The organism is Actinomadura parmotrematis, assembly GCF_019458805.1.
Classification (GTDB): Bacteria; Actinomycetota; Actinomycetes; order Streptosporangiales; family Streptosporangiaceae; genus Spirillospora; species Spirillospora parmotrematis.
Genome location: NZ_JAIBOA010000015.1, coordinates 39,527 through 54,708, shown reverse-complemented (window position 1 = coordinate 54,708; position 15,182 = coordinate 39,527). Strand labels below are relative to the sequence as shown.

The following is a 15,182-nucleotide window of genomic DNA, read 5'->3' as shown; positions in this document are numbered from 1 at the left end:
GGATCAGCCGAAGCGGCCGGTGATGTAGTCCTCGGTGGCCTTCTGCTCCGGGTTGGTGAAGATCTTGCTGGTGTCGTCGATCTCGATGAGCCTGCCGGGGGCGCCGGTGCCGGCGATGTTGAAGAACGCCGTCTTGTCGCTGACCCGCGCGGCCTGCTGCATGTTGTGCGTGACGATCACGATGGTGAACTGGTTCTTCAGCTTGCCGATCAGGTCCTCGATGGCGAGCGTGGAGATCGGGTCGAGCGCCGAGCAGGGCTCGTCCATGAGCAGCACCTGCGGCCGCACCGCGATGGCGCGGGCGATGCAGAGGCGCTGCTGCTGGCCGCCGGACAGGCCCGCGCCGGGCTTGCCGAGGCGGTCCTTGACCTCGTTCCACAGGTTGGCGCCCTGCAGCGACTCCTCGACGATCTCGTCGAGCCGGGCCTTGCCGCGCACCCCGTTCAGCTTCAGCCCGGCCGCCACGTTGTCGTAGATCGACATGGTGGGGAACGGGTTGGGGCGCTGGAACACCATGCCGACGGTGCGGCGCACCGCGACCGGGTCGACCGAGGGGCCGTACAGGTCCTCCTCGTCCAGCATGACCTTGCCCTCGACGCGGGCGCCCGGGATCACCTCGTGCATCCGGTTCAGGGTCCGCAGGAACGTGGACTTGCCGCAGCCCGACGGACCGATGAAGGCCGTCACCGAGCGCGGCTCGACCGTCATCGAGATGTCCTCGATGGCGTGGACGCCGCCGTAGTAGGCGTGCAGCCCGGACACTTCGATCCGCTTGGCCATGGGGTGGAGCTCCTTAGAGGTGATGCGCGGGTGCGGGGTCAGCGGGCCGCGGCGGGCCGGTAGCGGCGGGCGATCAGCCGGGCGGCCAGGTTCAGCAGCATGATGATCGCGATGAGGACGAGCGCGCCGGTCCAGGCGCGGTCGTGCGCGTTGGCGTTGGGGTCGGCGATCTGGTCCCAGATGAAGGTGGGCAGCGAGCCCTGCGGCCCGGTGAACGGGTCGGTGTTGATCGCCTTGGTGAAGAAGATGGTGAGCAGCAGCGGCGCCGTCTCGCCCATGACGCGGGCGACGGCGAGCATGATGCCGGTGACGATGCCGGTGAGCGCGGTCGGCAGCACCACGCGCGTGACGGTGCGCCAGCGCGGCACGCCGAGGGCGTAGGACGCCTCGCGCAGCTCGTTCGGGACGAGCTTCAGCATCTCCTCGGTGGCCCGCACCACCGTCGGGATCATCAGGATGGTGAGGGCCAGCGCCCCGGCGAGGCCGGAGAACTCGAACCCGAAGGTGAGCAGCCAGAGGGCGAGCACGAACAGGCCGGCGACGATGGAGGGGATGCCGGTCATCACGTCCACGAAGAAGCTGACGACCTTGCCGAGCCGGCCGTTGCCGGCGTACTCCACCAGGTAGATGGCGGTGAGCACGGCGATCGGCACCGCGATCACCGTGGTGATCGCGACCTGCTCCAGGGTGCCGATGATGGCGTGGTAGGCGCCGCCGCCGGGGTCCTTGCCCGAGACGCCGTTCATGGAGAACTGGAAGAACTGCGCGTCCAGCCGCCCGATCCCGTGGCCGACCACCGTCCACAGCACCGACACGAGCGGGATCAGCGCGAGCAGGAACGACAGGTAGACCAGGCCCTGCACGGCCCGGTCCTTGATCTTGCGGGACGGCGAGACGTGGTTCAGCCGCGCGGCGGGCGCCGCCGGCGGCGTGTCCTCGGTCAGCGTGGTCACACGAACTCCTTGCGGCGCGCGACCACCGCGCGCGCGGCCATGTTGATCAGCAGCGTGATGACGAACAGCACCAGGCCGGAGGCGATCAGCGCGCCGCGGCCGGTCTCGGACGCCTCGCTGAAGCTGTTGGCGATGTTGGAGGCGAACGTGGCGCCGCCGTCCTGCAGGATGTGGATGTTGATGCCGGGCACGAAGGTCAGCACCAGCGCGACGGCGATCGTCTCGCCCATCGCGCGGCCGAGGCCGAGCATCGCCGCGCCGATCATGCCGGACCGGCCGTAGGGCAGCACCGCGAGCCGGATCGTCTCCCAGCGGGTGGCGCCGAGCGCGAGCGCGGCCTCCACGTTGGCCCGCGGGACCTGGAGGAACACCTCGCGCGAGATCGACGAGATGATCGGCAGGATCATGATGGCCAGCACCACGCCGGCGGTGAAGATCGACGCCTTGCCGACGCCGTCGCCGCCGAACAGCGGGATCCAGCCGAGCACCGCGTTGATCGCCTTGGAGATGCCCTCCATGTGCGGGACGAGCACCGACACGCCCCACAGGCCGTAGACGATGCTCGGCACCGCGGCGAGCAGGTCGACCACGTAGCCGAGGCCCGAGGCGACCTTGCGCGAGGAGTAGAAGGAGATGAACAGCGCGATGCCGATGGCGACCGGCGTCGCGATCAGCATGGCGATGAGCGACGACATGACGGTGCCGAACGCCAGCTGCGCGATGCCGAACTTCGGCGGCGTCGCGTTCGGGTCCCACGTCTCGGCCGTGAAGAAGTTCGCCTCGTTCGCCCGCAGCGCCGGGATCGCCTTCCAGATCAGGAAGATCGCGATGGCGGCCATGATGCCGAGGACGAGCAGCCCCGAGCCGCGGGCGGCCCACTCGAAGAGCTTGTCGCCGAAGCGGCCGGTGCCGAGGTCGCGCATCGGGCGCCGCTCGGCGGCGCGCGCCTGGGCCTGCACGCCGGTCTCGCTGGTCACGGGGGGTCCTCCCTGTGCGTCGTCGGTGCGACGGGGTTCGTGCGGTGAACCCAGGGCGGCCCCGCCGCCGAGGTCGGCGGCGGGGCTGCTGGGCTCGGGTTCGCCGGTCAGGACAGCGCCTTCACGCTGGCCTGGACCTTGGTCAGCACCGCGGCCGGGACCGGGGCGTAGCCGAGGTTGGTCAGGATCTTCTGGCCGTCGGCGCTGGAGGTGTAGGTGAGGAAGGACTTGACGAACTTGCCCTGGTCGCCGTCCAGCCCCTTCTCGCAGGCGATCTCGTAGGTGACCAGGACGATCGGGTAGGCCCCCGCCGTGGTGGTCTTGTAGTCGATGTCCAGGGCCAGGTCGTTGCCGGTGCCCTTGACCTTGGCGCCCTCGATCGTCTTGGAGGCGCTCTCGGGGCTCAGCGCGGCGAACTCGCCGGCCCCGTTCTTGATCTTGGCGGTGGCGAGCTGGTTCTGCGTGGCGTAGGACATCTCGACGTAGGAGATCGCGCCGTCGGTGCTCTTCACCTGCGTGGTGACGCCGTCGGACTTGGCCGCGCCCTGGCCGGTGCCGTTCGGCCACTTCTTGGCGTGCTCCCAGGTCCACACGGCCGGGGCGACGGTGTTCAGGTACTTGGTGAAGTTGTCGGTGGTGCCCGACTCGTCCGACCGGTAGATCGGCTTGATCGGCGTGCTCGGCAGCTTGACGCCGTCGTTGAGCTTGGCGATCGCCGGGTCGTTCCAGGTCTTGATCTTGCCGGAGAAGATCTTGGCGGTGGTCTCGGCGTCCAGCTGGAGGCCGTCCGCGCCCTTCACGTTGTAGACCACGGCGATCGGCCCGACGACCATCGGCAGGTTCAGCGCGGCGTTGCCGGCGCAGCGCGCCTTGGCGGCGGTGGCCTCCTCCGGCTTCAGCGCGGAGTCGGAGCCGGCGAACGCGACCTGCTTCTGGTTGAAGTTCTGGATGCCCGCGCCCGAGCCGTTGGCGTTGTAGTTGAGGTTGGCCCCCGCGCACTTCTGCGCGTAGATCTTGGACCACTCCTCGATGGCGTTCTTCTGCGCGCTGGAACCCGCGGCGTTCACCGTCGTCTTCGCGCAGTCGATGTCACCGGCCGGCGCGTTGCTCGCCGAGGTGCCGCCGTTGTTGTCACTGCCGCACGCCGACAGGGCCAGCGCCCCAGCAACGACCACGCCGCCCAGGGCGGCCAGCCGAGAACCGTTCTTCACCGGAGGGTCTCCTCTTAGATTCGTCATCGCGGTCCCCCGGAGCGGGTCACTGGACCCGTCTGTCCAGGTGGCGGGGGCGCCGTCGGATGCGACGCTAAGCAGGAGAGGTGTACTGACACCCTGAACCAGGTGAACAGAGGATGAACCGGGACGGGCAGCGCCACGAAGAATGCCCCGATTCGCCATGGCCGTAGGGTTAACACCCCAGGTCAAAACCCCCAGAACCCCCTATAAACAGCCTGTTTTCCGCAGGTGACGGACCGGTCCACGCCCCCCTTCCGGGACGGGCGGGGGGCGTGGGCCGGACGGGGCCGTCAGGGGGCGGCGAGCGCCTCGGTCGGGGCGAGCCGGGCGGCGCGGACGGCCGGGTACAGCCCGGCGACGCCGCCGATGACGAGCGTCGCGGCGATCCCGCCCGCCATCGCCCAGACCGGCACCACCGCCGGCCACCCCTGGGACAGCGCGAACGCCGCGGTGACCGCGATGCCGAGGGCGACGCCGCCGACCCCGCCGAGCCCGGCGAGGAGCTGCGACTCGGTGAGGAACTGCGTCCTGATCTGGCCCCGGGTCGCGCCGAGCGCGCGGCGCAGCCCGATCTCGGCGCGCCGCTCCAGCACCGAGATGACCATCGTGTTGGCGACGCCGACCCCGCCGACCAGCAGCGCGACGCCGCCGAGGCCGAGGAGCAGCGCGGTGAACGTCCGGTCGGCGGCGTCCTCCGCGGCGAGCGCGTCCGACGGGCGGCTCACGTCGATCTCGCCGGGCGCCTGCGGGTTCGCGGTCGCCGCGAGCAGCTCGCGGACGGCGGCCACGTGCGCCTTGTCGGCGCGGGTGTAGACGGTCGTCGGGTGCCCGTCGAAGCCGAGCCGGTCGCGGGCGGCGTCCCAGCCGACGAGCGCGGCGGTGTCGAGCTCGGGCGCGAGCGGCGCGGGCGCGAGGATCCCGACGACGGTGAACCACTGCCCGCCGAGCCAGACCCGCGCGCCGGGCCCGGTGAGGCCGAGGACGCGCGCGGTCTCGGCGCCGATCACCACGGCCGGGTAGCGGGCCGTCGCGGCGTTCAGCCACCGCCCCGACGCCACCGTCAGGCCGACGGTCGCGGGCAGGTCGAGCCGCGCCGCGCTGACCGCGATGCCGCCGCTCTGCGCCTCCGGGATGTGGTCGTTGCGGTACACCTTGGCGGCCAGCGACGCCGTCGCCGACGCCGACCGCACGTGCGGCATCCGCTGGATCATCCCGACGGCCTCGACCGGCATCTGCGCGTCGTCGCCGAACACGTCCCGGCCGGGCCCGGCCGTCAGCAGGTTGGTGCCGAGCCGGTCCAGGGTGGCCTGGAGCTGCGCGCGGCTGGAGGTGGAGATCCCGACGACGCCGACCATCGCGGCGATCCCGATCGCGATGCCGAGCGCCGACAGCACCACCCGCAGCGGCCGGGCGCGGAGGCCCGAGGCGCCGACGCGCAGCACGTCGCGGGCGCCGAGCCGCGCCCCCGGCGCCCCCGCCGCCCTCACGCCGGCTCCCCGGCGAGGGCGGGCCGCGCGGTGTCGCCGGTGATCCGGCCGTCGCGCATGTGGATCCGGCGCGGCATCGTCGCGGCGACCTCGGCGTCGTGGGTGATGACGACGACGGTCGTGCCGCCCTCCCCGAGCTCGTGGACGAGCCGCAGCACCTCGGCGCCCGACGCCGAGTCCAGCGACCCGGTCGGCTCGTCGGCGAGCAGCAGCGCGGGCTCCCCGACGACGGCGCGCGCGATCGCCACCCGCTGCTTCTCGCCGCCCGACATCTGGTGCGGGCGGTGGTCCAGCCGGTGGCCGAGCCCGACCCGCTCCAGCGCCTCGCGGGCCCTGCGGCGCCGCCGCGCCAGCGGGACGCCGCTGTACAGGAGCCCGTCGGCGACGTTGTCCAGGGCGGGGACGCCCGCCGCCAGGTGGAACTGCTGGAACACGAACCCGATGCGGGCGCCGCGCAGCGCCGACAGGCGCCGGTCCGGCAGCCGCGACACGTCCTGCCCCTCGATGAGGACGGTCCCGCTCGTCGGCCGGTCCAGCGTGCCGAGGACGTGCAGCAGCGTCGACTTGCCCGACCCCGACGGCCCGACGATCGCGACCGGCTCGCCCGCCGGGACGGCGAGCGACACCGCGTCCAGCGCGGTGACCGGCCCCGGGTAGGTGCGGGTGACCGCACGGAGCTCCACGACCGGCGTCACGACGGCACCCCCACCTTCATGCCCGCGGCGAGGCCGCCCCCCGAGACCTCGACCCTGCCGCCGGCGAAGACGCCGGTCTCGACCGGCACCTGCCGGCTCGTCCCGCCCTGCACGACCTGCACCGCGTAGCCGCCGTCGCCGCGCGCCAGCAGCGCGCCGACGGGGACGGCGAGGACGTTCCGGCGCTCGCCGGTCGTCAGGTACACCTTCACCGGCGCCTTGTCGTAGGCGCCGATCCGGCCGCCGCTCACCGCGACGGTCACCGGGATCGTCGTCGGGTCGTCCTGGCCGCCCTTGGTGGCGACCTTCCCGACGCTCGTGACGCGGCCTTTCAGCGCGGGCTCGCCGGGCAGCTCGACCGAGACGCCCGCGCCCTTGCGGACGAGCCGCTGGTACTGCACGTCCAGGTCGACGCTGACGACGCGGCTCGTGCCGGTGTAGGTGAACACCGTCCCGCCGACGCGCTCGCCGACCTGCGCCTTGCGCTCGGCGACGCGGACGGCGCCGCGCGTCACGACCGCGTCACCGGGCTTCACCTGGCCGTTTTCGGTGAGGCCGAGGTCCTCCTGCCACTCCTCGACGGCGGCGGCGGTCGCGGCGGAGAAGGTCGTGTCGACGGTGAAGCCGGTGTAGCCGAGGGCGCTCAGGTTGCGTTCGAGCTGGCGGACGTCCGGGCCGGTGACGCCGTCCCGCAGCGTCCGGTAGATCGGCAGCGCGCCGTAGAGGACCGGGACCTTGCGGCCGTCCACCCGGTAGGCGACGTCGCCGCGCGCCAGCACCCGGCCGGGGGCGGCGATCCAGGTGCAGGTGCCCTGCGCGCCGCCGGAGGGGGCGGCGGTGGCGTCGCCGTAGCCGAGCGTCCCGTCGACCTTCTGGGTCTCCACGAGCGTCGTCCGCTCGACGCCGGCGGTCGCGGGCGGCAGCGTGGCGTGCGCGGCGGGCGTCCCGCCCCCGCCGCCGAGGCCGGCGGTGGCGAGCCCGGCGACGGCGGCGAGCACCACCGCGGTGCCCGCCGTCACCGCCGCCCGCGCCCTGTTCACTTGCCGCCGTCCCGGTGCAGCGGCGGGTACAGCTTGCGGCAGGCCTTGTCGGCGGCGGCGAACTTCGGGTCGTCGGGGCCCATGTGGTCGGTGCCCTTCTCCCCCGGCGCGCCGGTCCGCTTCACCGTGACGCGGCCCTGGGCGTCGGGGTCGGGCATGTCGATGCCGTGGTCGCGCATGCACTGGGCCATCTTGCGGGCCTGCGCGACGTCGGCCGCGGTCGGCGCCTTCCCGCCGCCCGGCTGGTACTTGCGGCACTTGGCCTGCGCGTTCTTCATGATGGCGTCGGCGTCGCGGCCGGGCCCGCCGCTCACCTTGATCTGGACGCGGCCGTCCCCGGTCGGGTCGTTCATCTGGACGCCGTTGGCGCGCATGCACGCCGCGTACTTGCGCTCCTTGGCGAGCCGGTCGGCGGGCTTGTCGGCGCCGGCGCTCCCGCCCCACAGGCAGCCGGCGCTGAGCAGCACGGGCAGCAGGGCGAGGGCGGCCGGGAGCCGTGTCGGTTTCGTCATGGCCGCAAGTCCAGCCGCGCGCCGATAACCCCGCCGTAACCGCGCGAGGTTATCCGGACGTTATGCCCGTCCCGGCACGCTGGGGCCGGACACACCGGGCGGACGAGGGGTGCGGGGTGCGGATACTGATCGCCGAGGACGAGCGGATGCTCGCCGACACCATCGCCGAGGGGCTCCGCGCCGAGGCCCTGGCGGTGGACGTGGCCTACGACGGCGACGCCGCCCTGGAACGGCTCGGCGTCAACGACTACGACGTGCTCGTGCTGGACCGGGACCTGCCGGTCGTGCACGGCGACGACGTCTGCCGCGCCGTCGCCGAGGCGGGCGGGCAGGTGCGGGTGCTGATGCTGACGGCCGCCGCCACCGTGCACGCCCGCGTCGACGGCCTGCGCCTCGGCGCCGACGACTACCTGGTCAAGCCGTTCGCGTTCGAGGAGCTCGTCGCCCGCGTGCACGCGCTCGGCCGCCGCGCCCGCCCCGCCGACCCGCCGTTACTGGAGCGCGCCGGGCTGCGCCTGGACCCGGCCCGCCGCGAGGTGTACCGCGACGGCCGCTACGTCCACCTCGCCCGCAAGGAGTTCGGGCTGCTCGCCGAGCTGCTGCGCGCGGGCGGCGGCGTCGTGTCGGCCGAGGCGCTGCTGGAGAAGGTGTGGGACGAGCACACCGACCCGTTCACCAACACCGTCCGCGTCACGCTGATGAAGCTGCGCCGCCGCCTCGGCGACCCGCCGCTCATCGAGACCGTCCCGGGAGCGGGGTACCGGATCCCATGACCGCCCTCACGGCCCGGCTACGGCCCACCATCCGCCTCCGCTTCACCCTGCTCTGCGGCGGGATGTTCCTGTTCGGCGGGCTGGTGCTGCTCGGCCTCACCTACGCCCTGGTCAAGGCGAGCCTCCAGCCGCAGCGGCAGGAGGCCGTCACGGCGATGAAGGGCGTCGCGGGGGTGTCGGAGGAGCCGAAGGCCGGCGCGCCGGCGCCCGGCGCGCCCGACGTCGTCTACCGCAACATCATCATCCGGGCGAAGGACGACACCCAGCGCGCGACGCTGAACGCGCTGCTCACGCGGGGCGGCATCGCGCTCGGCCTGGTGACGGTCGCCGCGCTCGGGTCCGGATGGCTGCTCGCCGACCGGGCGCTGCGCCCCGTCCACCGCATCACCGAGACGGCCCGGCGGGTCGCGCGCAGCCACGACCTCACCGAGCGGATCGCCTACACCGGCCCGCGCGACGACGTGAAGGACCTCGCCGACACCTTCGACACGATGCTCGGCCGCCTCGCCCGCGCCTTCGACGGCCAGCGCCGCTTCGTCGCCAACGCCTCGCACGAGCTGCGCACCCCGCTCGCCATCAACCGGACGCTCGTGGACGTCGCGGTGCGCCGCGCCGACGCCACCGAGGACGTCAAGCGGCTCGGCGCGTCGCTGCTGGTGGTGAACCACCGGCACGAGCGGCTGATCGACGGGCTGCTCACCCTCGCCGGCAGCGAGAACAGCGTCCGCGACGCCCGCCCGCTCGACCTCGCCGAGGTCGCCCGGCACGTCCTCGACCAGGCGGCGGGCGAGGCCGCCGGGCACGGCCTGGCCGTCACCCGGTCGCTGGCGCCCGCGCCCGCGACCGGCGATCCCGTCCTCGTCGAGCGGCTGGTGCAGAACCTCGTCGAGAACGCGATCCGGCACAACCGCGCGGACGGCACGGTCGGCGTGACGACGCGGACGGCGGGCGGCGCGGACGGCCGCTGGAGCGAGCTCGCCGTCGCCAACACCGGCCCGGTGGTGCCGCCCTACGAGACCGAGACGATCTTCGAGCCGTTCCGGCGGCTCGGCACCGACCGGCTGCACTCCGACCGCGGCTCCGGCCTCGGCCTGTCCATCGTCCGCGCCACCGCCGCCGCGCACGGCGGCACCGTCGCCGCCGTCCCCCGCCCCGGCGGCGGCCTCGTCGTCACGGTCCGCCTCCCGGCGGCGGTGTCCCCGTCGCCGCCCGCGCGGCAGCGCTCAACAGCGGCAGCACCGGCATGAGCAGCGCGGCGAGCGCCGGGCGCGAGCACCGCGCGTTCCGCCGGCCCCGTCATGGGTTCAGGGTGGGACGGCCCGAGGGACGCGTCAAGCTCAGGGGGTGCCGTACATGACGTCGACGGCGTGGCGGGTGAAGCCGAGCGACTCGTAGAGGCGGACGGCGGCGGTGTTGGACTCGTCCACGTACAGCAGGATCGCCGGGACGCCCGCGTCGCGCAGGTGGTGCAGGCCCGCCAGGGTGAGCGTGCGGCCGAGGCCGAGGCCCTGCGCGGCCGGGTCGACGCCGACGACGTACACCTCGCCGAGGCCGTCGGGGTGGACCTTGGTCCAGTGGAAGCCGGCGAGGTCGCCGCCGCGCTCGGCGAGGAAGAACCCGGCCGGGTCGAACCAGTCCTCGGCCTCGCGGGCGCGCACGTCGTCCAGCGTCCAGGCGCCCTGCTCGGGGTGGTGGGCGAACGCGGCGGCGTTGACGCGCAGCCACGCCTCCTCGTCGCGGCCGGGCTCGAAGGCGCGCAGCGCCACGCCGCCCGCGACCCGGACCTCCGGCAGCGGGTCGGCGGCCGGGCGCCGCATCTGGAACAGGGCGCGGACGCGGGTCAAGCCTTCGGATTCGGCCAGCGCGGCGGCGGCGGGCAGGTCGCCGTGCGCCCAGACGCGCAGCGCGCCCGCCTCGTCCAGCAGGTCGCGCAGCAGCGCCCGCCCGTGGCCCCGGCGCCGGTGGTCGGGGTGCACGACCAGCTCGGCGGCGGCGCTCTCCTCGGCGGTCGCCGGATCGAGGTGGGCGTAGGCGACCGGCGCGCCGTCCACCAGGACGGCGCGGCCGCCCCGGCCCGCGCGCAGCGCGATCAGGGCGTGCTCCGACAGCGGGCCGACCCCGTCGGCGGCGGTGGCCGCGTCGGCGAGGGCGAGCACGTCCGGGACGGCGGGCTCCGGCAGCGCGACACTCATGATCGCCAGCTTATGCGGCGCCCTGGCCGAACCGTCACCCAACCGTCATGGAGCCGAAGGCATCCGGACGCCGGACGTCTCTAATGTCCGGATCATGTTCAGACCACGCCTCACCCTCGCCTGCGCCGCGGCCGCGGTGGCGCTCGCGGGCCTCACCGCCGCGCCCGCGGGCGCGGCGGGAGTCCCGACCGCGGACGTCCGGCTGCTCTCGCTCAACGACTTCCACGGCAACCTGGAGCCGCCGACCGGCAGCTCGGCCAACGCCATCGACGAGAACGGCAAAACCGTCCTCGCCGGCGGCGCCGCCTACGTCGCCGCGCACATGAAGCAGCTGCGGGACAAGAACACCCTGGAGGTCGCGCAGGGCGACCTCATCGGCGCCTCGCCGCTGATCTCGGCCGCCTACCACGACGAGCCGTCCGTGCAGTTCATGAACGACCTCGGCATCACCGCCTCGGCCGTCGGCAACCACGAGTTCGACGAGGGCTACAAGGAGCTCCAGCGCATCCAGTGGGGCGGCTGCCACCCCACCGACGGCTGCTCGCCCGCCGGGCCCTGGAAGGGCGCCAAGTTCGACTACCTGGCGGCCAACGTCACCAAGAACAAGCTGCCGATCCTGAAGCCGTGGACGATCCGCTGGATCAACGGCGTCCCGGTCGGGTTCATCGGCGTGGTCACCAAGACGACCCCGACGATCGTCACCGCCGAGGGCATCAAGGGGCTGGAGTTCGGCGACGAGGTCGCCGCCGCGAACAAGGCCGCCAAGCAGCTCAAGCTGCTCGGCGTGCACGCGATGGTGCTGCTCGTCCACGAGGGCGACAACGTCGTGGCGGGCTCCAAGCCCAACGACTGCGGCGTCGTGCCGGGCGCCGGCACCGCGATCGCCAAGAACGCCGACGCCGACATCGACGTCGTGCTGTCCGGCCACACCCACCAGCAGTACATGTGCTCGGTCACCGACCCGAAGGGGCAGCCGCGCCTGTACTCCTCGGGCTCGTCGTTCGGGCGGATCATCAGCCAGGTCGACTTCAAGGTCAACCGGCTGACCCGCGACGTCGTGCGGTCCAGCCTCAAGGGCCAGAACCACGTCGTCACCCGCGACATCGACCCCGACCCCGACACCCAGACGTTCGTGGAGACCTGGAAGGACCGGGTCGCCTCGATCGCGAACAAGAAGATCGGCACCATCACCGCCGACCTCAAGCGCACCGCGTCCCCGGCCGGCGAGTCGCCCCTCGGCGACGTCATCGCCGACGCCCAGCTCGCCGCGACCAAGAGCCTCGGCGCGCAGGTCGCCGTCACCAACCCCGGCGGCATCCGCACCGACTTCACCTACGACAAGCCCGGCACCGAGAACGACGGCGTCGTGACCTACGGCGACGCGTTCGCCGTGCAGCCGTTCAGCAACGTCACCGGCGTGACGACGCTGACCGGCGCGCAGCTCGACGCGGTGCTGGAGCAGCAGTGGACGAGCGCCGGGGAGAAGATCCTCCAGCCGTCGTCCGGGCTGCACTTCACCATCGACCGCAGCCGCGCCGTCGGCGACCGCGTCTCCAACATCACCATCGACGGGACGCCGGTCGACCCGGCCGCCAGCTACAAGATCGCCGCGAACAACTTCCTGCTCGGCGGCGGCGACGGCTTCACCGTCTTCACCCAGGGCACCGGCCAGGTGCTCGGCCCGATCGACCTGGACGCCCTGGTGGCCTACTTCGGCGCCAACTCCCCCATCGCCCCGCCGGCCCTGGACCGCATCTCCGGCCAGTGATCATGACGGGCACCGGCTGACCCCCCGGTCACCGAAAGTCGAGATGCGGCGTGTTGCGCACTTCGAAGATCGAAAGTGCGCAACACGCCGCATCTCAACGGATGGTGACCGGGTGGTCAGGCGCCGAACAGGTGCACCAGGTAGTAGACGACCGCGGCGACCAGCGCCGCCGCCGGCATCGTCAGCACCCAGGCGACGACGATGTTGCCGGCCACGCCCCAGCGCACCGCCGACAGCCGCTTGGTGGCGCCGACGCCCATGATCGAGGCGGTCATGGTGTGCGTGGTGGAGATCGGCGCGTGCCAGATGTAGGCGGCCAGGTAGAGGATGACCGACGCGGTCGCCTCGGCCGCGAAGCCCTTCGGCGGGTCCAGCTCGATCACCTTGCGGCCGAGCGTCCGCATGATCCGCCAGCCGCCCGCGTAGGTGCCCAGCGACAGCGCCCCCGCGCACGAGATGATCACCCAGGTGGGCACCGACTCGCCGTCGGAGTGCCCGGTGGTGACGAGCGCGAGCACGATGATGCCCATCGTCTTCTGCGCGTCCTGCAGGCCGTGGCCGAGGGCGAGCGAGGCCGCCGACAGGGACTGGGCGATGCGGAAGCGGCGCGACACCCGGGACGGGTTGGCCCGCCGGAAGATCCACAGGATGGCCAGCATCACCGCGTAGGCGGCGAAGAAGCCGATCACCGGTGAGACCACCATCGGCACCGCGACCTTGTCGACCACCTTGTCCCAGCTCACCGTGGACGCCGAGGCGAGGCCCGCGCCGACCACGCCGCCGATGAGGGCGTGCGAGGACGAGGACGGCAGCCCGAAGTACCAGGTGATCAGGTTCCAGGAGATCGCGCCGATGACGCCCGCCGCGACGACCGTCAGGCCGTGCAGCCCGGTCGGCGGCGTGATCACCTCGCTGATGGTCTTGGCCACCTGCACGCCGAGCAGCGCGCCGACCATGTTCATCACCGCGGCGAGCAGCAGCGCCACCCGGGGCGTCAGCGCCCGGGTGGAGATGGACGTGGCGATGGCGTTGGCCGCGTCGTGGAAGCCGTTGGTGTAGTCGAACACCAGCGACACGAGCACGACCAGGACGAGCACCGCGATCTGCGCCTCGGAGCGGATCCCGATGATGCCGAGCACGATGACGACCAGCAGCCCGAGCGGCAGCAGCAGCCAGAACCGGTTCGGCCCGCGCCGCACCTGCTCCGACAGCGGCGGCGGTCCGGGCTGCGGCGGCGGGCTGGGCGGCTGGACGGTGGTGAGACCGGAGTCGCTCATGATTCCTTGACCGCGATCGTCTCCACCGTGTTCGCGACGTGCTCGAAGGCGTCCGCCGCGTCCTCCAGCCGGTCGATGATCTGCTTGAGCTTGAGCACCGTGAGGGTGTCGTACTCGCCGCTGAACAGCTGCGCGAGCAGCTTGCGGTAGATCTGGTCGCCCTGGTTCTCCAGCCGGTTGATCTCGATCCAGAACTCGTTGAGCTCCTTCATCGAGCGCAGCTTGGGCATCGCCTCGGCGGTGAGCTCGGCGGCGCGCTCGAGCACCTCCACCATGTGCACGACGCCCTTGGGGAACTCCTCGATCTTGTAGAGCACGACCAGGTCGGCGAACTCCTCCATCTCGTCCATGACGTCGTCGATGGTGGAGGCGAGACGGTAGATGTCCTCGCGGTCGAAGGGCGTGATGAACGTCTCGTTCAGCCGCCGCATGATCGCGTGGGTCGCCTCGTCGCCGGCGTGCTCGCAGGCGCGCATCTTCTCGGCGATCGCCTCCCGGTCGGCGCCGTCGCTGATGAGCTCCACGAGCAGCCTGGCGCCGGTGACCAGATTGTTCGCCGAGTCGGCGAACATGTCGTAGAAGCTGTCCTCACGCGGTGTGAGACGCAAACGCACGTCGTTCTCCTGAAGGTGCCGGAACGGTCCGCTGAGGATCGTAGGCGTTACCGGCCGTAAAAAGAACCTTTGCCCCAGCTTCGACCAGTGTCACCCATCCTCTCACCTACAAGACTGCCCTAGATCACGTGCCGCACACCCGCGACACACGTGCCCATCTGCGCGGATGGCCGGGAGTGCGGGGCGATCCGGGCCCGTATCCGGACCGCGCGGAAACTCCCCGGGTGAGATTCATTACAACGTTCCACCGCTGACCTGCGATCACTCCGCGCGAACGGCGCCGCGCGCTCCCGCAGGTCCGGGACCGGGGACGTCCTCGCGGCGCCTCGCACCGGACCCGATCACGGCGCCGGCGCGGTGCGCGACGGAGGGGGCGGAGGCGCCCGGCGGGCCGTACGGGCACGCCGCGCGGGTTGCGGGATCGCGGCCGGACAGGGATTCCGGCCCCCGAAAAGCAGGCGATCCGGCCGGACCGTAGAGGGAATGAACGCCGCGCCCGAGGGCGCCGGACGATCGGGCCGTGGCGGGCTAGGAGCCGTGGGGGTCGATGTCGCGGCGGCCCTCGGCTCCGGTCGCGGAGCGCACTCCGAGGACGGAGTCGATCTCCGCGGTGGTCAGCGGCTCCTCGGCCGTCGCCACCGCGCCGAGCATCTCGGCGTAGAGTTCGATCTCGTCCAGCGCGACCAGGTCCTGGACGCGCAGATCGAGGTTCTGCCGGCGCATCGCGTCCACCTCCACTCAGCGGGACCGGTCCCCCGCCCGCGCGGGGCGCGCCCGGGGCCGGGCCCCACACCCTGCCGTCCAGGTTACGCCGCAGGCCCGCGGCGGGACATGACCCAACAGGGCCATTCGCGGGCCACCCCGGGACGGGCCGCCCGG

General features: G+C 72.7%; 15 protein-coding genes. 3 read left to right on the top strand and 12 right to left on the bottom strand.

The features are described from left to right. Positions 1 to 3: 3 nt before the first annotated feature. The 8 genes from pstB to K1Y72_RS22845 all read right to left on the bottom strand — a co-directional run bounded on the left by pstB (position 4) and on the right by K1Y72_RS22845 (position 7,679). Positions 4 to 780, bottom strand: coding sequence for a phosphate ABC transporter ATP-binding protein PstB (gene pstB, locus K1Y72_RS22880; RefSeq protein ID WP_220168467.1), 777 nt, complete (start codon positions 778 to 780; stop codon positions 4 to 6). A gap of 38 nt (positions 781 to 818) precedes the next feature. Further along, positions 819 to 1,733 (bottom strand): phosphate ABC transporter permease PstA, encoded by a 915-nt coding sequence (gene pstA / locus K1Y72_RS22875; RefSeq protein WP_372452964.1) that lies wholly within the window; start codon positions 1,731 to 1,733, stop codon positions 819 to 821. Beyond that, positions 1,730 to 2,710 carry a phosphate ABC transporter permease subunit PstC gene (gene pstC, locus K1Y72_RS22870; RefSeq protein ID WP_372452962.1) on the bottom strand — a complete coding sequence of 327 codons (981 nt, stop codon included), beginning with the start codon at positions 2,708 to 2,710 and terminating at the stop codon, positions 1,730 to 1,732. The genes pstA and pstC overlap by 4 nt, the downstream gene beginning before the upstream one ends. A 107-nt stretch (positions 2,711 to 2,817) precedes the next feature. After that, the gene (pstS, locus tag K1Y72_RS22865; protein WP_220168466.1) at positions 2,818 to 3,921 is read right to left on the bottom strand and encodes a phosphate ABC transporter substrate-binding protein PstS; all 1,104 of its coding nucleotides are present in this window, start codon (positions 3,919 to 3,921) and stop codon (positions 2,818 to 2,820) included. A 314-nt stretch (positions 3,922 to 4,235) separates the two neighbouring features. Further along, on the bottom strand, positions 4,236 to 5,432 hold the full coding sequence (locus tag K1Y72_RS22860) for an ABC transporter permease (protein WP_220168465.1): 1,197 nt from the start codon (positions 5,430 to 5,432) through the stop codon (positions 4,236 to 4,238). Then, positions 5,429 to 6,127 carry an ABC transporter ATP-binding protein gene (locus K1Y72_RS22855; protein ID WP_220168464.1) on the bottom strand — a complete coding sequence of 233 codons (699 nt, stop codon included), beginning with the start codon at positions 6,125 to 6,127 and terminating at the stop codon, positions 5,429 to 5,431. Before K1Y72_RS22855 ends, K1Y72_RS22860 begins: the two co-directional genes overlap by 4 nt. After that, complete coding sequence (locus K1Y72_RS22850; RefSeq protein ID WP_308287190.1) at positions 6,124 to 7,167, bottom strand: peptidoglycan-binding protein; 1,044 nt, start codon at positions 7,165 to 7,167, stop codon at positions 6,124 to 6,126. Before K1Y72_RS22850 ends, K1Y72_RS22855 begins: the two co-directional genes overlap by 4 nt. Beyond that, entirely contained in the window at positions 7,164 to 7,679 is a 516-nt protein-coding gene (locus tag K1Y72_RS22845; protein ID WP_220168463.1) for a hypothetical protein, read from the bottom strand. The genes K1Y72_RS22850 and K1Y72_RS22845 overlap by 4 nt, the downstream gene beginning before the upstream one ends. A gap of 116 nt (positions 7,680 to 7,795) precedes the next feature. Between K1Y72_RS22845 and K1Y72_RS22840 the strand changes: the two genes are divergently transcribed. Together K1Y72_RS22840 and K1Y72_RS22835 are read left to right on the top strand one after the other, a co-directional pair. After that, positions 7,796 to 8,452 (top strand): response regulator transcription factor, encoded by a 657-nt coding sequence (locus tag K1Y72_RS22840; protein WP_220168462.1) that lies wholly within the window; start codon positions 7,796 to 7,798, stop codon positions 8,450 to 8,452. Then, complete coding sequence (locus K1Y72_RS22835; protein ID WP_220168461.1) at positions 8,449 to 9,699, top strand: sensor histidine kinase; 1,251 nt, start codon at positions 8,449 to 8,451, stop codon at positions 9,697 to 9,699. Before K1Y72_RS22840 ends, K1Y72_RS22835 begins: the two co-directional genes overlap by 4 nt. 90 nt (positions 9,700 to 9,789) lie before the next feature. Here the strand turns inward: K1Y72_RS22835 and mshD are convergent, their stop codons facing one another. Continuing rightward, on the bottom strand, positions 9,790 to 10,644 hold the full coding sequence (gene mshD, locus K1Y72_RS22830; protein ID WP_220168460.1) for a mycothiol synthase: 855 nt from the start codon (positions 10,642 to 10,644) through the stop codon (positions 9,790 to 9,792). 94 nt (positions 10,645 to 10,738) lie between these two features. Between mshD and K1Y72_RS22825 the strand changes: the two genes are divergently transcribed. Then, positions 10,739 to 12,412 (top strand): bifunctional metallophosphatase/5'-nucleotidase, encoded by a 1,674-nt coding sequence (locus K1Y72_RS22825; RefSeq protein WP_220168459.1) that lies wholly within the window; start codon positions 10,739 to 10,741, stop codon positions 12,410 to 12,412. A gap of 116 nt (positions 12,413 to 12,528) precedes the next feature. On the opposite strand, the gene K1Y72_RS22820 is transcribed toward K1Y72_RS22825, so the two are convergent. The 3 genes from K1Y72_RS22820 to K1Y72_RS22810 form a co-directional block, all read right to left on the bottom strand. Continuing rightward, positions 12,529 to 13,689, bottom strand: coding sequence for an inorganic phosphate transporter (locus K1Y72_RS22820; protein ID WP_258573360.1), 1,161 nt, complete (start codon positions 13,687 to 13,689; stop codon positions 12,529 to 12,531). Next, positions 13,686 to 14,303, bottom strand: a complete 618-nt coding sequence (locus K1Y72_RS22815; protein ID WP_220168458.1) for a DUF47 domain-containing protein — start codon at positions 14,301 to 14,303, stop codon at positions 13,686 to 13,688. The genes K1Y72_RS22820 and K1Y72_RS22815 overlap by 4 nt, the downstream gene beginning before the upstream one ends. A gap of 528 nt (positions 14,304 to 14,831) precedes the next feature. Further along, the gene (locus tag K1Y72_RS22810; RefSeq protein ID WP_220168457.1) at positions 14,832 to 15,026 is read right to left on the bottom strand and encodes a hypothetical protein; all 195 of its coding nucleotides are present in this window, start codon (positions 15,024 to 15,026) and stop codon (positions 14,832 to 14,834) included. Positions 15,027 to 15,182: the final 156 nt, after the last annotated feature.